The organism is Idiomarina sp. 017G (genome assembly GCF_004362265.1).
Taxonomy (GTDB): Bacteria; Pseudomonadota; Gammaproteobacteria; order Enterobacterales; family Alteromonadaceae; genus Idiomarina; species Idiomarina loihiensis.
The window spans coordinates 120,905-140,602 of sequence record NZ_SNWT01000007.1; the positions used below are offsets into that span (position 1 = coordinate 120,905).

Here is a 19,698-nt window from a genome sequence, read left to right on the forward strand (position 1 = left end):
AGACCAAAAAGCCGGGAGCTTCAAAATGAAGTATCCCGGCTTTTTATTAGGAACTGGCTTTATTTAAGCTGCTCAGCGTGTGGCAGCTCAAACGATGGTTTTTCCTCAGCTTTTTCTACCAGGAAGGTATCCATCCAGCGCATAAAGCGCATGCTGTAGTCCAGCTGTGCCGCTACTTTGCGGTTACCATGGCCTTCGCCGGGGTACAACACTAAGCGAACCGGCACCTTGCCGTGAGTTTTCAGATAACGGTACAATTCCATGGACTGTGATGGATGAACGCGGGTGTCTTCTTTACCATGCATAATAAGAATTGGCGTGCGCGCTTTTTCTGCGTGATAAATTGGGCTGCGCTCTAAGTACCATTCCCACTTGTCCCAGGGATAGCTACGGGCATGTACAGCGTGCATTTCTTTAGCAATGTCAGTGGTACCAAACTTAGATAAGTTGTCGCTGATACCTACAAACATAACGCTGGCAGCGAAATGCTCGGTCTGTGCTGTTGCGCCCCAGGCCGACGCGTAACCACCGTAAGACCCGCCGGTAATACCCACGCTCGACTCATCGGCTAAACCAATTTCGACCAGATGTTTTTTCGCATCAACAATGTCGTCGAACTCTTTACCCGCATAGTCATTCTGACCCAGCTTAGAGAACTCGACACCACGACCAGTACTGCCACGGTAATTCGGGAAGAACAGGGCATAACCTTTGGCTGCAGCATGTTTAACCGGCGACGCATAGCGATCTAACCAGCCGTTGCTGTAATGCGACTCAGGACCACCGTGAATCACCATCATGGTCGGGTAGGTCTTGCCTTCTTCGTAGTTGGCTGGGTAAACCACAATACCTTCCAGCTTAAGCCCGTCGCGTGCTTCATAAGTCATGGTTTCCTGACGCGGCATATCGATCTCGGCCAGCCAGGGGTTAGAGTCGGTTAAACGCTCCAGACGACCGTTACTGTACTTAAACGCTTCGCTCGGGTGGCTTGGGCGGTGACCTGTTAAAACAAATTCTGATTTACCGGCTTCGCCGTCCAGGCTGGTGAAAACGGCTTCACCCAATTCTAACAGGCTGCGGCTTTCTAAAAACTTAAGTGTTAATGCCTGAACTTCGGTTTCGGTACCACGATGACCTAACCAGATAATTTCTTCATCGGTACGCCAGCTAAAGTCTTTGACTGCGCCTTTGTAGTCAGGCAACACGTTGCGGTGCTCTTGCTCGCGAGTGTCGTAAACAAATAAAGAACCAGCAGAAGGATCGTTGTAGTCAGCAGCGCGGATCATGGCCAAATAACGACCGTCCGGTGAAAATTCTGCACGACCAAGCTTGCCTTCACTTTCAAAAGAAGTGACTACTTCGCCGTCCAGACTAATAAGCTGATATTGGCTGCTCATGTAATTGTCATCGATAAGCGAAGTTGGTGCGGTACGAACCAGTAGCTGTTCGTTATTCGGGTGGAAGCTAACCGAAAGCGCGTGCTGGTCGTCGGCGGTAACCGCTTTGGCCTCAGCGTCTTCCTGACCCAATGAAACATGGTAAACCTGAGTATAGGTTAAGTCTTCTTCGTAGACTTCGGCTTTAAAGCCTTTCTTTTCAAGTTTTTCTTCATCGCTGTCTTTCGCGCCTGAAGACAAAAAGACCAGTTGCTCGCTGTCATCACTCAACGCGTAGCTGCCAATATTGCCGTCAAATTCAAACACCGACTGAATACCGCCGCCGTGCACAGGCATGCGGTAAAGCTCCTGATACTCATCGCCTTCTTCTTTGGCAGTAAAGTACAGGTATTCGCTTTGCGGACCAAAGCTGACCCGGCCGAACTTTTTGTCTTTACTCAGGTAAGACGTTTCTTCGCCTTCAGCGTTAATAAGCACTAACTCACTGTAGCTGGAGCCGTCGTCATCTTCGTACGGAGTGCGGGGTGTTGAGCGGATAACCGCAGTGAACTGACCATCCGGCGACAATTGAGCCGAACGAATGGCTTTGGTGGTTACGGTTTCCATTAGCGTCATTTCGCGGGCATCAATATCGGCCGCCAAGACTGCTAATGCCATACCGCCTACAGCACGTAAAAGCATAATGTTCTCCAGTTTCTTGTTCTGATTAAGATTGTTTTTTATGACTCTCGTTTTAGTAATCGGCGAGTCGCTTCGGCGCCCCGGGCAACTAAGCGAACTTGCAGAATCGTTTTTTCGGTAATAATTTCGCGCTCTTCTTCGTCTACGTCAAAGCAGTCGGCACCGGCGCTGAATACAATTTTGGCAATAGTGTCCGACTGTAACTCGGCCAACTCGCGGCTAAACGACTGTTCGTTAACTAAATAGTCTTCCAGTTCGGCCTTGAAGTGATCTATTTCGCGCACTACCGCCAAACGAAAACTGCGTGAGCGGCCTGAACGCTCCTGCAACAACAACCTGAAGGTAGCGGTGTTGTCTGCGACAAACTGCATAAAAGTTTCTATAGATACCCGAATAATTGAGCCGCCGGATTCAATGCGCTGACGCGCCTGGCGTAATAGTTGGCGTAAAGCCAGACCGCATTCGTCCACCAAAGTAAGCCCTAACTCATCCATGTCGCGAAAATGTCGATAAAAAGAAGTAGGAGCAATACCGGCTTCACGGGCAACCTCACGCAGGCTCAAACTGGAGAAACCGTTTTCGGCGCTTAATTGGTTCATTGCCGCGTTAATTAACGCCTGTCGGGTTTTCTCTTTCTGCTTTGCGCGAATTCCGGCCATAGTCGTATAGTCATCTTTGCGTGTATATTAAGAATGATAACACAGCTTTTTACACTTTTACCGCTTGTAATTTGAACACGAAACACGTACATTCAGCGTACAGGTGTACGCTATTAGACGCCTGCCTTTATTTGAATGTTTTAGGTTATATGCATGCAAAAGATTTCTGAAAAGCCCCCCATTATCTGGTTAAACACCCTGGTGTTCTCTATTACCTTTATTGTCGCCATTGTTGGTGTACCTTTATACGCATACAGCGTTGGCATTGGTGCCGCGTTTTGGTGGGTTATGTTGGGCACGGCGTGTTTCGCCGGCTTATCTATTACTGCGGGCTATCATCGCCTGTGGGCGCATCGTACATACGATGCAAACCCGGTAATTCGTTTTATTTTTGCCATTGGCGGTGCGGTTGCGCTGCAGAACAGTGCGCTTCACTGGTCTTCTGACCACCGTGAGCACCACAAGCACGTTGATGACAACGACAAAGACCCGTATTCAGCTAAGCGAGGCTTCTGGTACTCGCATATTGGCTGGATGATCCGTGAATATCAGGCGAGCCGTTATACTGACTACGATAACGTTAAAGACCTGCAGAAAGACCCAATTGTTATGTGGCAGCACAAGTATTACTTGCCGCTAACTCTGTTTGTGAACTTTGGCTGGCCAATTGCCGCCGGTTTCATGCTGGGCGACGTGTGGGCAGGATTGTTGGTTATTGGCGTGTTGCGCCTGGTGCTAAACCACCACACCACTTTCTTTATTAACTCGCTGGCGCATATTTGGGGTAAACAGCCTTATACCGACAAAAACACTGCGCGCGACAATGGCGTGCTGGCGTTTCTGACGTTTGGCGAGGGTTACCATAATTACCACCACATTTTTGCCGCGGATTATCGTAACGGTATTCGCTGGTGGCAGTTCGACCCAACTAAATGGCTGATCGTAGCCAGTAAATGGCTGGGTCTGGCGAAAAACTTAAAGCGCAGCTCGCCGTATCAGGTCGAGCGGGCGAAACTGCAAATGCAGTTAAAACGAGCTCAGCTGAAAGCTCAGGCAGCGCCGGAATCTTTGTTTGAAAGGGCTCAGGAACATTATGACCAGATGGGCCAGCAGTTGAAGGCATATTATCAGGCTCGTAAAAAGCTTCTGGATACTAAAGCTAAAGCCTTGAAAGAACATGTGCATCACGATATTGATGCGTTGAAGCGTCAGGTTGATGAAATGAAGGCTTCGCTGGAAATGCAAAAACGCTCCTGGAAAGCGCTATTAAATCAAATTCAGCAGCACGCGTAATTATTGGTTGAAATTGCGACGAATGGCATTTGTCAGTACTTGAAAATGTTTAAAATATAAACGATACTGACAAATACATTCGTAGTAACACGCCCTAGTGTGTGGGAGGAAACGATGGAAATTGGTGCAGCAATGAACTCAGGCCTGCAGGGTATGCAACGTGCAAACCAGCAGGTATCACAAGCGAGTCAGGAAATTGCGTCTGCTTCAACATCGGGTCGTAATGATGTTCAGCAGCAAAGTAATGCCGTTGCAAATGGTGCCCAGGCCGCAACTGAAACTGCGTCAGAAACCAGCCAAAGCGTTACGGCTGCCAACACAACTGATTCTTTGGTTTCATTAAACCAAGGGCAGACCAACTTTGAGTCAAACACCCGTACGGTAGAAACTGCCGACGAGATGTTGGGCACAATGATTGATACCAGCGCTTAATGTTCTAACATGAATATCTCACCAGCGTTACCGCCTATTCCTGTAACGTCGGCACCACCTGCGGAGTCGATGAACAGGGATAATTTGCAGCGGCCGTTGGTGAACGAACCTGCCAAATCTGATCAATCCAGTAATAAAGCCGATACCCAGGCTGACAGAAAACCCGACGCGAAAGCGGATGGAAAGCCTGACAGCAAAAAAGCCACCGACAAAGCTAGCAAAGAAGTTACTGACAATGCTGAAAAGAATCAGCAGAAGCTCAGTGAAGAAGAAGTTGAAAAAGTCGATGAGCTAAAAAGCCGTGATCAGGAAGTTCGTGTACACGAACAAGCCCACGCGGCAGTTGGCGGCCAGCATGCTGGCTCGCCTTCCTATGAATACGAACGCGGGCCTGACGGTAAGTCTTATGCTGTGGGCGGCGAAGTTCAAATAGATGTCAGCCCGGTTAACGGTGATCCGCAAGCGACCATTCAAAAAATGCAGTTGGTACGTCGCGCGGCATTAGCGCCGGCACAACCTTCTGCTGCCGACCGTTCAATTGCTGCCGAAGCGGCTAATAAAGCCACGCAGGCTCGGGCGGAATTAGCTCAAATGCAAGTTGAGGCAAGCGAAAGCGGTGAGGAAGGCGAGAAGCAAAACCCCGATATCAGTATTAACGCGCCGTTTAATAAAAGTCTGGAAGGTGAAAACAAAGGTGATGGCGATAGTCAATCTGCGTCATCAAGTGCTGTAACACCTGCCGAAGAAGGTAGAAAAACGCTTTCATCGTCCGAACGTGGCGAAATGATTTCTTCATTTTACGATAAGCGCGTTCGTCCTTCCGTGGACTCATTCAGCGCTACCGCTTAACTATTCCTGTTTAATCTTTCTTCGCTTTTGCAAAGGCGTCTGCTAATGCACTGCCCATTGCTGAGTTTTGTGGCTGTGGCGCACGACCACCATTGCCTGAAGGTTTTTTCTTAGGTCCGCTTCCGGTTTTCGCTTTAGGCTTGTCGCTGCCTGCGGTATTGGCTGGGGCTTCATCGCTCAGGCGCATGGTTAAGCCAATACGTTTACGCTCAATGTCCACTTCCAGCACTTTTACCTTCACAATGTCGCCGGCTTTAACCACTTCGCGCGGGTCGCTGACGAACTTGTCCGCCAGTGCTGAAATGTGCACCAGACCGTCCTGATGCACGCCAACATCAATAAAGGCACCAAAGTTCGCCACGTTAGTTACCACACCTTCCAGCAACATGCCGGGCTTCAGATCACTGACTTTCTCAACGCCTTCTTTAAACTCTGCCATTTTGAATTCAGGACGCGGGTCGCGGCCGGGTTTTTCCAGTTCGGACAAAATGTCGGTAACCGTTGGCAGACCAAAGCGCTCATCGGTGTAGTCTTTAGCGTTCAAGGTTTTAATCAATTGCTGATTACCAATAAGTTCCTGTACCGGAATTGAATTGGTTTTGGCAATGCGTTCAACCACAGTATAAGCCTCGGGGTGAACCGAGGAGGCGTCCAGTGGTTGTTCGCCGTTACTAATGCGTAAGAAGCCGGCTGCCTGTTCAAAGGCTTTTGGTCCCATGCGCGCAACATCCAGCAATTGCTTACGATTACGGAACGCACCATGCGCATCGCGGTGCTCAACTAAGTTCTTCGCCAAAGTTTTCGATAAGCCGGATACGCGCTGCAGCAACGCGGCAGAAGCCATATTGGCATCTACACCCACGGCGTTTACGCAGTCTTCAACCACCGCATCCAGACTTTGCGCCAGTTGTGACTGACTCACGTCGTGCTGGTATTGGCCTACACCAATAGACTTAGGCTCAATCTTCACCAGCTCTGCCAACGGATCCTGCAAGCGGCGGGCAATAGAGACTGCACCACGTAGCGACACGTCCATATTCGGGAATTCCTGCGCAGCCAGTTCAGACGCCGAGTAAACCGAAGCACCGGCTTCGTTCACTATAACCTTAGTGGCTTTAATGTCGCTGTGTTGTTTCAGCATGTCGCCGACCATTTTGTCGGTCTCGCGCGAGTGGGTGCCGTTACCAATGCTGATAAGCTCCACTTTGTACTGCTTGCACAAGGTAGCCAGCGTACGCATGGCTTTGTCCATTTGGTTCTGCGGCTGGAACGGGAATACGGTGTTAGTGGCAACCGCTTTACCGGTTTCGTCTACCACCGCAACCTTAACACCGGTGCGAACACCCGGGTCTAAGCCCATAGTGGTTTTAGCGCCGGCAGGTGCCGCCATCAACAAGTCTTTTAAGTTGCTGGCAAATACCTGAATGGCTGCTTCTTCAGCGCGTTCACGCACTCGCGCCATTAGCTCGGTTTCCATGTGCAGTGACAATTTCACCCGCCAGGTCCATTGAATAACCTGACGCAACCAGTCGTCGGCAGCGCGGCCTTTATGCTCAAAGTTCAGGAAGTCGGCAATAATCACTTCGCAATGTGAGCCGGCGGTTTTATCTTCACTGCCCGGGTCAGCGTCCATAGAAAGCTGTAAAAAGCCTTCGTTACGGCCACGCAGTAAGGCCAGCGTGCGGTGCGAGGGGATGGTTTTAAACAGCTCAGAAAACTCAAAGTAGTCGCGGAACTTAGCGCCTTCTTTCTCTTTACCCGCCGCGACTGTGCTGGTTAAGTGTGCGTTCTGCCATAAGTGCGAACGTAAGCGTTTTAGTAACTCCGCCTGCTCGGCAAAGCGCTCCATTAAAATAGCGCGGGCACCGTCTAAAACCGCTTTCGCATCGGCAAAACCTTTGTCGGCGTCAATGTATTCTGCCGCGGCCTGTTCCGGGTTCTTTGTTGGGTCTTTCCACAGCAAGTCTGCCAGCGGCTCAAGCCCTGCTTCAATGGCAATTTGACCCTTGGTGCGACGCTTCGGTTTGTAGGGCAGGTATAAATCTTCCAGCTCGGTTTTAGAGTCAGCTGTTTTAATGCTCTGAGTTAGTTCGTCGGTCAGTTTGCCTTGCTCGTCAATGGACTTGAGTATCACCTGGCGGCGGTCATCCAGCTCGCGCAGGTAGTTAAGACGCTGATGCAGCTGGCGCAATTGCGTATCGTCTAAACCGCCGGTCACTTCCTTACGGTAGCGCGCAATAAAGGGCACCGTTGAGCCTTCATCCAGCAACTGGATAACAGACGAAATCTGGCGTTCATCAACCTTCAGTTCATTAGCAAGTAATTGCGGTATCTGGCTCATAGTACATCTCTTAGTTTAAAAACTTTACGGCAAATAATGGGGACGAATGCTATCACGAATTGACTACGCGGGCTGCTGGTAACTTATCTTATTAATGAACCAGGTCCTAGTACCCTGCTGTGTCGTTACTTCAGCCTCGTCGTCTACCTGCTTTTTCAGCAGGGCACGCGCCATGGGCGAATCAATAGACACCGCGTCTTTGCGATCATAAATTTCATCCGGTCCCACAATTTGGAAGGCGCGAACGTTCTCTTCCTCGTCCTCAATTTCCACCCAGGCACCAAAAAACACCTTACCGTCCTGTTGTGGCGAATAATACACCACCTTCACCTGCTCCAGACGCTTGGTTAAGTAACGAATGCGGCCATCAATTTTACGCAGCTTCTGCTTATTGTATTTGTAATCCGCGTTCTCAGATCTATCGCCTAAGCTCGCCGCCCACGACACCTTCTCCACTGTTTCGCGGCGCTCCACCCGCCAAAGGTGTTCAAGCTCCTGTTGCAACTTTTCATAACCGCCACGGGTAATTAAATTGGTTTTCATACGCTTATTCGTTACTGCCTGCGTTTAAAGATAACTCATGATTTTACTGGGTTATTGCTCCGAAGGAAATGGCAGCGAGGGGAATGTTAGATTGTCTAGCGGGCTAGACGTACCAGCGTAATGTTGACCAATAACATGCGTATATATTTGAGTGGTTTTAACATCGTTATGGCCCAGCAGCTCCTGAACCGTACGAATATCGCAACCGCCTTGTAGCAAGTGCGTGGCGAAGGAGTGACGAAAGGTATGACAATTTACCTTTTTATAAACCTTTGCTTGAACGACTGCTGGTTTAAGGGCCTTTCTAATGACGCTACTGTGAAGATGATGTCGACAAAGAACGCCGGTGTAAGGGTGTGCGCACAAGGAAGTTGATGGAAAGACAAACATCCAACCGGGTTGCTTAAAAGCGTTGGGATATTTTCTATCAAGCGCACTAGGTAAGGATGGGCCGACACCTTTTTTGTTATCATCAGCTTGTACCTTTAATGCTGTACTTATCGCCTCCTTAATCTGAGGAACTAAGCGTTCGCTCAACAACGTTTGCCGGTCTTTTTTACCTTTTCCATCACGAATAGTAAGAGAAAGATTTTCTAGGTTTACATCCTGAACTCGTAAGCCTAGTGCCTCACTTATTCTAAGACCGCTACCGTAAAGCAACTCGATAACTAAGCGATTACGTCCGGTTAATTGGCTCAAAATATCGATGACTTCGCTGGGCGATAAAACAACAGGTAACTGTCGCTGTTTGGTTGCTAAACTGAAGTTTAAATCGCCGAGTTTTTTGCCAAGAGCTTTATGATAGAGATAGACCAAAGCATTAAGCGCCGTTTTCTGAGTATTTATGGCGACATGGCGTTCGTTAGCTAGCCAACTTAGAAACTCTCGAACTTCATTACTGCCCAGTTTTTTAGGGTGCTGTTTTTTATGAAAATAAATGTACTGACGAATCCAGCCTAAGTAGGACTTCTCTGTTCTTAAACTGTAACCACGTAAACGCATATCAGCGCGTATTTGTTCAATAAATGGGCTAGGCATAAACTCTCATCCTTGAGTTTTGAAATTAGCCATTAACTTTAGCCTAACTTGCGGCTCACTTTTGTCAGCAATATTGCATAGTTTGTTGTTGTATTGCGTATTTAACTCGTTTAATGTCAGTTACATAATAAAAAAGTAAAGTTGGATATTGTGCACTCGTGAGATCAAAAATGAGCATGCTCGAATTAGTTTGTCTGTTTTTGGTGGTTTTTTTGAAAAATAAAACGAGTTATTAAAGGGTTGCAAAGAAAAAGGGAGCAATTTAATGAACGCGCAAAGTGCGCACGCACAATATACAAATGTTACGCTCTCAATCTAACCAATGAGATACTATGAAGTACGACAAGGTAATTGACCGAATCAAAAGCGGAAATATGAGCCGCGCCGATCTCGTCAAGCTGAAACGGAATGCTGACGAAAAATATAGCAAGGGTGATTCTGAGGCGAAGTACGTTCTTGATGCGATAAACAACGCCACGCCAACGGACTCTTACATTCTTTTCATGGGGTTTTGCCCGGGAGCGGACTTCAATGAACGCCTTGATACCGAATGGAAAGAAAAGGGAATCTGTAGATTCGATTATCATGAAAGCGAACATCAGGTAGAACGGTTCAACAGCATATGTAAAGGCGATCTTGTCGTCCTAAAAAAGAGAGAGCAATTTGGTAAAACCATGAAACTGTACGGGCATGGACGAGTGAGTGGGATAGCCTATGATGAGAACCAAGTCCGGTATCTCAAGATGGATTGGTCAAGCCAAGAAGAAACTATCGAAGTGCCTTTGATGGGCTGCAATTCCACAGTGGATATTAGAACCATTGAGGCAGTGGAAAATGAAATGCCAGAAGAGTTCTACACATGGCTAAAAGCGTAACAAGGCGCTGTTGCCGGACTGCTTTTCCGCTAGCGCTCCAAAGCAGCCGCAAAGCGCGGCGTTATGCCACAAGGAGAATAGAGTGCTTTCATATCAAGATGCTTTGAATCAACTAGAGGATGGCGAAAAACGGTCGATTTTAATTGCTAATGGTTTTTCCCAGGCATGGGATGCAAAAATATTTAACTACGCCAATCTATTAGATGCAGCATCATTTGATAAAAGGGATTTGGAAATAAGAGGCCTGTTTACAGCGTCTCATACCTATGACTTCGAAGCCATAATGCGTCAACTTGTATCTGCACAGATTGTCTTGGAAACCTACGGCGCTGATACCAAATTAATAGATACAATTAAAGCTGATCAAGAAATATTGAAAGATGCTCTTTTGGACGCGATTACTAAAACACACCCAGGATTGCCATCCGAAGTTACAGACGATCAATATGTGTCAGTAAGAACGTTTTTATCTGGTTTTAAAAACGTTTTTTCACTTAATTACGACCTCCTGTTTTATTGGGCTAGAAACAAGTCTAATTTAGATCCTGATCCTTATAAAACAGATGATGGTTTTCGTTGGCCAAACACATGGAGTGTCACCGAAACCAAGCAAAATGTTTTCTTCCTTCATGGAGGATTACACATATATGATAATGGCTTAGGAATACGAAAACATGCTTGCACTGAATATGGTGAAACAATTATCGAACAAGTGAGAGATAACTTGAATCAAGGTCGCTTTCCGTTGTTTGTGTCCGAGCCCAACGACTCAAAGAAAAAAGAAAAGATAGAACATAACCCTTATTTATATCATTCTTTTAGAGCACTAAAACAATTGGATCACGTTCTCTTCATTCACGGACATTCAATGGACGAGAATGACAAACATATTTTTGATCAAATAGCTTCTAGTGGAGTGCGTAAAATATACGTTAGCATTTTTGGCAATGAGAATACTGATGAAAACAAAAGGACAAAAGCCAATGCGCGGGCATATCTAGAATCGCTCACAGTATCTGTTGATTTTTATCAAGCAGAAACAGCGCCAATATGGGCATAACAAGTGCGTGCACGGGATGTCAAAAAGCTGCGCTTTTCGCCTCCCGTGACGCAGGCGTTACACCTCACTAATTTAGTCTTGTCATTTATACGGCGGTGCCGTATATTTTAACTATGCTATTCATTGAAACCTCAACATTCACCAAGTTGTTGCCGAGCTACCTTACGGACGAAGAATATCGTGGGCTCCAAACATACCTTTTGCAGAAGCCCGATGCTGGCGATCTCGTCAAAGGGTCTGGTGGTGTTCGCAAGGTTCGGTGGGCGCCAGTCGGATCGGGCAAGAGTGGCGGCATTCGAGCAATCTATTATTGGAAGAAGTCTGACCACGAAGTATGGATGCTGACGTTGTACAGTAAATCTGAGCGTGCCTCGATTCCTGGGCACATGCTCAAACAGATAGCGGAGGCCATCAAAAATGAGTGATAGAAATCTTGGTAATGAAATCCTTGCTGGGCTTGATGAAATCAAACAGTTCAAAAAGGGTAAGCTGGCGCTGCGAACTCGTGAGTTATCCGAGCCCTCAGCGCCGCAGGTTATAAGGCTGAAACTAAAGATGTCTCAGTCTGCCTTTGCTGGTCTCATGGGAGTCAGCGTGCGCACTTTACAAGACTGGGAACAAGGGCGTAGAGAACCACAAGGCCCAGCAGTCGCGTTGTTGCGTATCGCAGAACAACATCCGGAAGTTTTTAGCCAGCTACACTGAGCATGCCGCAAGGTGTAACCAGACGGTCAACCGGACACCAAAAGCGTGCTGCTTTTGGTTTCCTCCGCTGGCGCTCCGGTGCCGGTTACCTAAGCGTTACATGTATGACAGGAATTCAGTTTGAAATATTTATTTTGGGTCTTTATTTGGAGTTCATGTTATATGGGTAATGCACAGGCAGAAGGAATGCCTCAGGAAATAGTTAGATTTGAAAATGCCTTTAAATCTGTTCCAGGCGTATCTGAAGTTGAAATAGGTAAGCACCATTTCTCGCAAGACGATGTTTCAAAACTTGATGAAGTGTATTTTGGGGGGCAATACGCAGACCTGCCGATAGCTATGTTACGAAGAACAAATGGCAACTTAGACAACGAGCTTCTTATTTTTGCAGAGTTTACTGTTGCACCAAACAAGCAAGGCTTAAATGCCTTGGAATTCCTGTCGTGGTGGGTTCGTGATCTTTCGCGGTCAGGAGATAATGTACAAATAAGATCTATAGGCTTGCCACCTATGGCGGGCGAAACGATCCAGCTTGGTTCAACACTTAGGTTTTGGTTTGAGGCATACATCGTAACAGACAGAGAAGACATTGGCCTTGTATTAGCTAAAATCAACGAGTTTTCTAAATCTCTGGAAGAGAGCATCAGGTTGTATGAACCAGCGTTTCAAGAAAACATGTAACAAGCGCAAGCAGGCATGGACAAACTTTCTGCTGGCGCTCCAAGTTTGCCCCTGTTGCGGGCGTTATACCAATGAGCATTGAGTACTGAAATGGAATGGAAAACATACGAAGAAAACCAGCTGCCCCTAAGAGATGAATTGATTGATGGTGTTTCGAAGATTATTCAGTTCAATCTACCCAAGGACTATGTTGATTGTGTAAAGCTCTATCATGGTGGGCAGCCAAAATGCGATGGTTTAACTATTCACGTTGGCGGGGTTCCTTGGGGTATTGGTTTCGGTTCACTGCTCACACTTGATCCACTAGAGAGCGACGAAAACGTCATCGGGTCACTTTCCACTTTGAGAAAGGTACATGGGGTTCCAAATCATTATCTACCTATTGTAGTGGGCGGCGGTGGAGATTACCTTTGCTTGGACTACTCAGAAAGCGCCTACAACCCCAAAGTGGTATTTTGGTTTCACGAGCTTGAGGCTAATGAAGCAATTTTTCCAGTCGCAAATTCATTTACGGAATTATTATCAATGTTAGAAGCATATGCAGAGTAAAGGTATAACAAACGGCTCATGTACGACCTCCGTTCCGTCGGCGTTTTTTGTGGTGGATACCACAAAAAATTCCAACTCCACTCCGGCGCCATAGCCGGGCGTTAGCATTCTCCTATTAAGAGGATCGTGATGAACACTAAACCTCAAATATTATTTTTGTCTCATGGCGGCGGGCCGATGCCACTTCTAGGTGATGTTGGGCATAAAGAAATGATTGATTGCTTGCAAAAAATCTCATCTATTTTGCGTAAGCCATCAGCCATTTTAGTGGTAAGTGCGCACTGGGAAGAAAAAATCCCAACCATTACTTCGGGCGCCAACCCTTCCCTTATTTACGATTACTATGGATTTCCAGAAAAGTCTTATAGTATTACCTATCCTTGTCAGGGAGAGCCATCACTGGCGGAGCAGACCTATAAGCGGCTGGAGCATTCAGGTATTTCCGCAAAACTTGATGAGCAGCGCGGTTTTGACCACGGTCTATTTATTCCTCTGAAAATCATGTACCCGGAGGCAGATATTCCGTGCATTCAGCTCTCTCTTGTCGATAATCTCAGTCCAGCAGCTCATGTCGGGATAGGGCGAGCAATCCAAGACTTGGAGTATGAAAATTTACTTATAATTGGTTCTGGTTTCTCCTTTCATAATATGAAAGCATTTTTTTCATCTGAAACCAGTGAATCAAAAACTTTAAATGAATCTTTTGAAGCGTGGCTGCTAGAGACTTGCACTAACAGTAGTATTACTGAAGAAGAAAGAGAACAAAGATTTATCCAATGGGAAAAAGCCCCCGGTGCTCGTTACTGTCACCCAAGAGAAGAGCATTTATTGCCGTTGCACGTTTGCTATGGAATAGCTAATAGTGTTTGCACTAAGTCGTTTGAGCTAAAGATTCTAAATAAAAAATCGAGCATGTACATCTGGTCATAAAATGCTAACAAACGCGTCAATTAGGACGCTCGCAAGCTCTCGCCTATTACCCGGGCGTTAGGCAGAAAGCTTAGTTTTAATTATTGCTTCCTTAGCTGCTGATAATTCGAAGGGGTCATTTTCATTTTTTGTTTGAAGAGGCGACGAAATACACTATCGTCTGAATAACCTAGAGAGAAAGCGATCTCTTTTACCGATTTGTTGGTAGTGACCAATAATGTACATGCATGGCTTATTCGAACTCCATCAATAAAGGCTTTGGGTGTTTCACCTGTTAGCTCTTTTAGCCTCCGGTTTAATGTGCGCTCAGAAACGGCCATGATTTTGGATAAGTCTTTAGCATTCATCGTTTGATAGTGCGCCTTACGAATGGCGTATTCTGCTTTTGCTAAAAATGAGTTTTTTGAAGTTTGATAACCTTCTGGTACATACAAATTTTGAGACTTAGGTATTGCATCAACCACTGAAAAATCAGCGACTACTTTTGCGGTTTCGGCACCCGCTAGCTTTTTGACTATATGGAGTGTAATCGTTACCCAAGACAGTGGACCACCCGCAGTAATAATCCCTCTATCATCAATTAATTCGCTGGCCCACTCTGCACTTGCTCTAGGGAATCGTTGTTTTAATTCATCATGTAACCACCATGTGGTGGTGCATCGCTTACCATTCAGAACCCCTGCTTCACCGAGCGCAAATACGCCACTGCATGAACCGCATACCAGTGCGCCTTGTTGGTAGCGCGCGCGCAACCAAGATTGCGTCTTCGAGTTGGTCATAATTTGTGGTGGGCAGCCTTCTCCATTGGGGATGAAGCCAGGTACTAAAATAGCATCGCAGTGATCAATGGAACCAAGATCAGAGTCAGCCTCAAAAGCTCGTCCGTGTCCATCTGTGATAGGCTTTCCATCATGGCTCGCCAATTTGACGGTTGGATTCCAGTCTACATTGCCAGAATCGCTATCTTCAGATTTTTGAAAAAAGTTCAAACCGCTTAATGCCATCATATCATTTATGCCCATTAGGGCTGATGGTAGTACGCCTTCAATAGCTAGAATCACAATTGTCGTCATAAATTAAGGTTTATCTGTGTTTGGCAAATATTGCACGTATAGTGTCTTTTTTGCCTATGCGGGTCAAGTGATTTTAAGGCATAGAATTGTGCTTCAATTCAAACATGAGGACAAAAAGATGAAAGTACCGAACCTAATGCGTAGCGCGACAGTTTATTTAGCAACATCGCTTTTTATTTTAACCAATGCATCACTATCACATGCTCAAAACACACTACACCAGGAGCCAACCATGAAAGAAGCAACTTATATTCCATTTACAGCTAAATCTGAGCAGGACAAAAACCTAGCTAATTTTCTGACTGAAGGCGCAAAGCTCGTCACTCAAACTGAGCCTAATACCTTATATTGGTATGCACTTAAAAAAACAGACGGTAGTTTTGGTATTTTTGATTTTTTCCCAAATGCAGCCGGTAGAGAAGAGCATTTCGTTGGGCAAGTGGCTGCTGCATTAAATGAGAATGCAGACATCTTAGTTGCCCAAGGCTGGGATAAAGGCGTTGTCGCTAATATCACTGATTCTGCTGTCTTATCATACAAAGAACCGAGTGAAAATTCGCTAAGCGCAACTCAAGCGACTTATATTGTGCTTAACGCACAAGCAGGCAAAGAGCAAGCACTAGAGGAGTTATTAACAGGGGCAGCTTCTGTTATCGAGCAAACAGAGCCAAAGACGTTGTTATGGACAGCACTTAAATTAAACGATAACACGTTTGGCATTTTTGATACCTTTACTGATGAAAGTGGCAGAGAAGCTCATTTTGCCGGCAAAGTTGCTGCCGCACTCAACGCTCAAGCTGACGACCTTGTTGTGGGAGGCTGGGAAAACGGTGTTCTACCCAATATTCACAACTTTGAAGTTATCGCAGAAGCAGAAAAATAATTTTTAACCCCTAATTTGCTAAGTTACAATATGCCTAACAAGTTAATTGTGTGGGATGCGCTAAACGCGCACCCCACATTATGGTGTTAACTGTCTCTATCTATGAAAGTTGTAACCTGGAACTGTAATGGAGCACTCAGACGAAAGCTTGCAGAAGCAGATAGCTTGCGAGCTGATGTTTTGGTGGTTCAGGAGTGTGAAGACCCTGCGCTATCGACCCCCGAATATAGAGAGTGGGCCGGTTCTTACTTGTGGGTGGGTGAGTCCAAAAATCGTGGCATCGGAATTTTTCCCCGAAACGGTCATCGAGTTGAAAAATTAGATTGGAGGGGCAGCTTTTCCGTCCCTGGGCTGTTCAGCAAAAGTGAAACGCTGAATTGGAGCACGGAAGATCTCAGGCTTTTTCTCCCTTTTACTGTCAACAGAGATTTCACTGTGCTGGCTGTCTGGACGAAGGGGCGTAACGAAGAAGCCTTTGGCTACATGGGGAAATTCTGGAAGTACCTTCAGATTCACCGTGACGATCTTAGCGGGTCAAAGACAGTCATTCTCGGCGATTTTAATAGCAATGTGCGTTGGGATAAGCCGGATAGCTGGTGGAATCACTCAGACGTAGTTGCTGAGCTCGGAGATATGGGTTTCAAGAGCCAGTATCATCGAGTATTCGAGGAAGAGCAGGGTAGTGAAAGCAGTCCAACATTTTTCTTGCAACGGAACCGCGAGAAGGCGTATCACATTGATTATGTTTTTACCTCGTCAGACTTTTCCGAAGAATGTAATTTGCAGGTTGGTCAGCACGACGAGTGGATTTCAATAAGTGACCACGTCCCGTTGACGTTGGACATCAACAGTTAACAATCGGCTGCACAGCGACCGATTTTCCGCCGCTGCGCGGCTCCAAACCGGCGCGTGAGCCGGGCGTTAAATTTTCAATCGGGTTTAGTGATGAATATTGAGATCGTAGAAAAAGCAGATTACCTTAAGCTGATAGAAATCTGGGAAGCGTCGGTCAGGGCAACGCATGATTTTCTGGCTGAAGATGATCTACAGGAGTTAAAGCCGTTAATTCTGGAGCAGTATTTTGGCGCAGTTGATTTAAGGTGCGCTAAAAGCGGTAACGGTGAAATTCAGGGATTCAGTGGAGTACATGACGGTAATATTGAGATGTTGTTCATCTCACCTGATGCACGAGGGAAAGGCATTGGTGCCATGTTGGCGGCCCATGCTATCGAAGAGCTGGGAGCATCTAAGGTCGATGTAAACGAGCAGAATGAACAGGCGGTGGGTTTTTATCAGCATATTGGCTTTAAAGTGAGAGATCGGTCACCAGTCGATGGCCAGGGTAAGCCATATCCGCTGTTGCATATGGCGCTATAAAAATTTAACAAGGCCTGGCACGCGCGGCTATTTAACATAAGGAAATAAAATGTATCAGGGTAGCTGTTTGTGCGGTGCTGTAACAATAGAAGTACATGGTGGTATTGATTCAATTATTTACTGCCATTGCTCAATGTGTAGAAAAAGCAGTGGCACTGCATACGCGACAAATGGTTTTGTAGCTAAAGCGGGTCTCCTAATTAAAACTGGCGAGGAGCAAATTAATTATTATGAAATTGCTCCTGGCAAGAAACGGCATTTCTGTAGCGTCTGTGCATCGCCAATTTTTAGCAGTAACGACGAATCACCAGAACTATTACGCTTACGGTTAGGCATTTTAGATACTGATATTGTGGAGAGGCCGATATCGCACAATTTTGTATCTTCTAGCGCAAACTGGGATGCATATTGATGCAGAACTACCTCGGTACAATGGGCATGAACCAAGCCGTGCAGTTAAGAAGTAGAAGCAAAGAGTGCCAACAAACAAGTCTTATCGCCGGCAAAAGGCGCTGGCTGCGACATCAACCCGCTGCGCGGCTTTCCGCGCTAAATTTAGGCGTTTTACGGTTTATCGGGCGCGGGGGCCATTAAGCGTTTGCCTTTTACAAAGTTAGCGTTAATTCTTATTGCCGGAATATTCTTACTGCGTGGTGTTTTCTTTGTAGGGTTAATGCCAATGTTCCCAGAAAATAGCCCAACGTTTTGGTTAATTAGCTCAGGTATTTGTTTGTCTATTGGTGGGCTTTTTGCTTTAGGTGTTTGGCAGCAATGGTCAATTCTAGGTCGTAAGACTGCCTAACAATGTGTTGTACTAGCGGCCAGTCGCTCGTGTGCGCGGCGTTACGTGTATTGAAACTGGAGGCTCCGTGAAGCCTGAAATAAGGGATAAATTTTCGACATACCCTGACAAGGCGAAGAAGCAGCTTATAGCCGTTCGTCAGCTCATTCTTGACGTCGCAGAAGAAAACGATTTGGATACAGTTGAAGAAGCTCTTAAGTGGGGCGAGGCCAGCTACCTGGTAAAAGGCGGCACTGCGATTCGCTTGGATTGGAAGCCAAAGAGTCCGGATTCTATAAAGGTATATTTTCATTGTCAGACTAAATTGATCGAAACCTTTAGGGAAATATATCGAGATGAGTTTGAATATGAGGGTAAACGAGCGATCGTTGTACCTCTGGACGCCGATATCAAAGATGGGCCCCTAGGCCATTGTCTTCAAATGGCGCTGAAGTACCATAGCTTGAAACACCGTCCTCTGCTTGGAGCTTGAGATGACGGAAATACGCAACAAAACCATTAAATTCGTCCCCCTTCGGTTGCCCGGTTCCCGTTTCACTCGGTTGTTTATGTAGGCCGCTATATTTCTGGAGAAACAGTTTGAAAACAAAAGCTTTATTATTTGCCTTAACTTGTTTTGCATTCAGCTTAAACACAATGGCAAATGCTATAGATAACAAGGAAGAACTTGAAGCATTAGTTAATAGCTACGAAAAGCTCGCGATAGATGCGCAAGAATGCACGGATTCAAGTAACCTTAAATCTGCTCCCTGTAGAAAATTTATTAGAGTTTTTAATGACGGTGAAATCAATGATCGACTAGGTTCATTTGGAAATAACCTGGAGCTCTATATCAGTATCGATCAAGAAATGGCACTTAAAGGGATAATTGCAGTAGGCACCATAGCTGACACTTTAGGTTTTGTATTTGAAGAGCGAGCCGAAACTGTACAAAAGCGAAAATAACAATCGCATCAAAAGGGTGGCCTAACAGTTGGCTGGTGTTCATTCTTCGCTAATTTTAGCTAAGTGTTAGCCGCAGTTTATGCGGGGCGTTAGTTTTTAAGAGGGTTCTATGAAAAAGTTTTTAAAATTGAGCATTTTAAGCATTGCTTTTTTTGTAACGGGTTGCGCCAACATGATTGGATTTACAGGCGCAGATGCGGGCAAGAGAGTGGGCGACTGGGTTGAATACAATGTGAATCACCCCGGGCTAACCATCAGAATCATAGAGCCATACAGTGAAGAGTTGCTGCCAATTTCAACGGTAGGTAAAACGTCACCATCACCACTACGGCACACTGTTATTTTTGGCGCGCAATCAAATCAGCACAAATTGGAAATTATTGGTCGCTATAACAAAGAATTGTATCTGGACAATAAATTTTATGGTTCAGTTTGGTTTGGAGATATTTTAATTCGCGCCGGAAGTCTTTCAATAGACGGCAAGTTAGTAGCGGCAGTTGAAAATTAACAAGTGGTATAGCAATGAGCACACATAAGAAGGGTTATCACAAACGTATATTGTCGGAATGGTCGGCCAACTATGAC

The 19,698-nt window shown here is 46.0% G+C and carries 22 protein-coding genes and 1 pseudogene; 17 read left to right on the plus strand and 6 right to left on the minus strand.

Features of this window, described 5'->3' with window-relative positions:
• Nucleotides 1-59: 59 nt before the first annotated feature.
• Together DEU30_RS10165 and fabR are read right to left on the minus strand one after the other, a co-directional pair.
• Complete coding sequence (locus DEU30_RS10165) at nucleotides 60-2,078, minus strand: S9 family peptidase (RefSeq protein WP_114982101.1); 2,019 nt, start codon at nucleotides 2,076-2,078, stop codon at nucleotides 60-62.
• A 38-nt stretch (nucleotides 2,079-2,116) separates the two neighbouring features.
• The gene (gene fabR / locus DEU30_RS10170; RefSeq protein ID WP_110013054.1) at nucleotides 2,117-2,737 is read right to left on the minus strand and encodes an HTH-type transcriptional repressor FabR; all 621 of its coding nucleotides are present in this window, start codon (nucleotides 2,735-2,737) and stop codon (nucleotides 2,117-2,119) included.
• A 153-nt stretch (nucleotides 2,738-2,890) separates the two neighbouring features.
• Between fabR and DEU30_RS10175 the strand changes: the two genes are divergently transcribed.
• The 3 genes from DEU30_RS10175 (at nucleotide 2,891) to DEU30_RS10185 (ending at nucleotide 5,311) form a co-directional block, all read left to right on the plus strand.
• A complete protein-coding gene (locus DEU30_RS10175; RefSeq protein ID WP_011233540.1) occupies nucleotides 2,891-4,030 on the plus strand; it encodes a fatty acid desaturase in 1,140 nt (379 codons plus the stop codon).
• 114 nt (nucleotides 4,031-4,144) lie between these two features.
• Nucleotides 4,145-4,462 carry a hypothetical protein gene (locus tag DEU30_RS10180; RefSeq protein ID WP_011233541.1) on the plus strand — a complete coding sequence of 106 codons (318 nt, stop codon included), beginning with the start codon at nucleotides 4,145-4,147 and terminating at the stop codon, nucleotides 4,460-4,462.
• A gap of 69 nt (nucleotides 4,463-4,531) precedes the next feature.
• A complete protein-coding gene (locus DEU30_RS10185; protein ID WP_110013055.1) occupies nucleotides 4,532-5,311 on the plus strand; it encodes a putative metalloprotease CJM1_0395 family protein in 780 nt (259 codons plus the stop codon).
• Nucleotides 5,312-5,321: 10 nt separating this feature from the next.
• On the opposite strand, the gene DEU30_RS10190 is transcribed toward DEU30_RS10185, so the two are convergent.
• The 3 genes from DEU30_RS10190 to DEU30_RS10200 all read right to left on the minus strand — a co-directional run bounded on the left by DEU30_RS10190 (nucleotide 5,322) and on the right by DEU30_RS10200 (nucleotide 9,233).
• Nucleotides 5,322-7,652, minus strand: coding sequence for a Tex family protein (locus DEU30_RS10190; protein WP_114982100.1), 2,331 nt, complete (start codon nucleotides 7,650-7,652; stop codon nucleotides 5,322-5,324).
• A 63-nt stretch (nucleotides 7,653-7,715) separates the two neighbouring features.
• A complete protein-coding gene (gene greB, locus DEU30_RS10195) occupies nucleotides 7,716-8,195 on the minus strand; it encodes a transcription elongation factor GreB (protein WP_114982099.1) in 480 nt (159 codons plus the stop codon).
• 51 nt (nucleotides 8,196-8,246) lie between these two features.
• Nucleotides 8,247-9,233 carry an integron integrase gene (locus DEU30_RS10200; RefSeq protein ID WP_110014216.1) on the minus strand — a complete coding sequence of 329 codons (987 nt, stop codon included), beginning with the start codon at nucleotides 9,231-9,233 and terminating at the stop codon, nucleotides 8,247-8,249.
• Nucleotides 9,234-9,565: 332 nt separating this feature from the next.
• On the opposite strand from DEU30_RS10200, the gene DEU30_RS10205 reads away from it, so the two are divergent.
• The 6 genes from DEU30_RS10205 to DEU30_RS10235 all read left to right on the plus strand — a co-directional run bounded on the left by DEU30_RS10205 (nucleotide 9,566) and on the right by DEU30_RS10235 (nucleotide 14,033).
• Nucleotides 9,566-10,108, plus strand: coding sequence for a hypothetical protein (locus DEU30_RS10205; protein ID WP_114982098.1), 543 nt, complete (start codon nucleotides 9,566-9,568; stop codon nucleotides 10,106-10,108).
• Between the two features lie 82 nt (nucleotides 10,109-10,190).
• Entirely contained in the window at nucleotides 10,191-11,168 is a 978-nt protein-coding gene (locus tag DEU30_RS10210; protein WP_114982097.1) for a DUF4917 family protein, read from the plus strand.
• Nucleotides 11,169-11,585: 417 nt separating this feature from the next.
• A complete protein-coding gene (locus DEU30_RS10220) occupies nucleotides 11,586-11,873 on the plus strand; it encodes a helix-turn-helix domain-containing protein (RefSeq protein WP_114982095.1) in 288 nt (95 codons plus the stop codon).
• A 162-nt stretch (nucleotides 11,874-12,035) separates the two neighbouring features.
• A complete protein-coding gene (locus DEU30_RS10225; protein WP_114982094.1) occupies nucleotides 12,036-12,554 on the plus strand; it encodes a hypothetical protein in 519 nt (172 codons plus the stop codon).
• Nucleotides 12,555-12,644: 90 nt separating this feature from the next.
• Nucleotides 12,645-13,103, plus strand: coding sequence for an SMI1/KNR4 family protein (locus tag DEU30_RS10230; protein ID WP_114982093.1), 459 nt, complete (start codon nucleotides 12,645-12,647; stop codon nucleotides 13,101-13,103).
• A 129-nt stretch (nucleotides 13,104-13,232) separates the two neighbouring features.
• The gene (locus DEU30_RS10235) at nucleotides 13,233-14,033 is read left to right on the plus strand and encodes a class III extradiol ring-cleavage dioxygenase (protein WP_086994183.1); all 801 of its coding nucleotides are present in this window, start codon (nucleotides 13,233-13,235) and stop codon (nucleotides 14,031-14,033) included.
• An 80-nt stretch (nucleotides 14,034-14,113) separates the two neighbouring features.
• Here DEU30_RS10235 and DEU30_RS10240 read toward each other — a convergent pair whose 3' ends face one another.
• Entirely contained in the window at nucleotides 14,114-15,106 is a 993-nt protein-coding gene (locus tag DEU30_RS10240) for a helix-turn-helix domain-containing protein (RefSeq protein ID WP_034818881.1), read from the minus strand.
• 232 nt (nucleotides 15,107-15,338) lie between these two features.
• Between DEU30_RS10240 and DEU30_RS10245 the strand changes: the two genes are divergently transcribed.
• From DEU30_RS10245 to DEU30_RS10280, 8 genes and pseudogenes are all read left to right on the plus strand, one after another.
• A complete protein-coding gene (locus DEU30_RS10245) occupies nucleotides 15,339-15,989 on the plus strand; it encodes a hypothetical protein (protein WP_051018717.1) in 651 nt (216 codons plus the stop codon).
• A 102-nt stretch (nucleotides 15,990-16,091) separates the two neighbouring features.
• Nucleotides 16,092-16,844 carry an endonuclease/exonuclease/phosphatase family protein gene (locus DEU30_RS10250; protein WP_110014208.1) on the plus strand — a complete coding sequence of 251 codons (753 nt, stop codon included), beginning with the start codon at nucleotides 16,092-16,094 and terminating at the stop codon, nucleotides 16,842-16,844.
• A 90-nt stretch (nucleotides 16,845-16,934) separates the two neighbouring features.
• Nucleotides 16,935-17,366, plus strand: coding sequence for an acetyltransferase (locus DEU30_RS10255; RefSeq protein WP_034819122.1), 432 nt, complete (start codon nucleotides 16,935-16,937; stop codon nucleotides 17,364-17,366).
• 49 nt (nucleotides 17,367-17,415) lie between these two features.
• Nucleotides 17,416-17,833, plus strand: a pseudogene (locus tag DEU30_RS10260) (GFA family protein).
• A 131-nt stretch (nucleotides 17,834-17,964) separates the two neighbouring features.
• Entirely contained in the window at nucleotides 17,965-18,168 is a 204-nt protein-coding gene (locus DEU30_RS10265; RefSeq protein WP_227016364.1) for a hypothetical protein, read from the plus strand.
• Between the two features lie 67 nt (nucleotides 18,169-18,235).
• Nucleotides 18,236-18,640 (plus strand): DUF1801 domain-containing protein, encoded by a 405-nt coding sequence (locus tag DEU30_RS10270; protein WP_110014207.1) that lies wholly within the window; start codon nucleotides 18,236-18,238, stop codon nucleotides 18,638-18,640.
• 107 nt (nucleotides 18,641-18,747) lie between these two features.
• Nucleotides 18,748-19,113, plus strand: coding sequence for a hypothetical protein (locus DEU30_RS10275; RefSeq protein WP_034818871.1), 366 nt, complete (start codon nucleotides 18,748-18,750; stop codon nucleotides 19,111-19,113).
• A 109-nt stretch (nucleotides 19,114-19,222) separates the two neighbouring features.
• A complete protein-coding gene (locus DEU30_RS10280; RefSeq protein WP_034818869.1) occupies nucleotides 19,223-19,621 on the plus strand; it encodes a hypothetical protein in 399 nt (132 codons plus the stop codon).
• The last annotated feature ends 77 nt before the right edge of the window (nucleotides 19,622-19,698 follow it).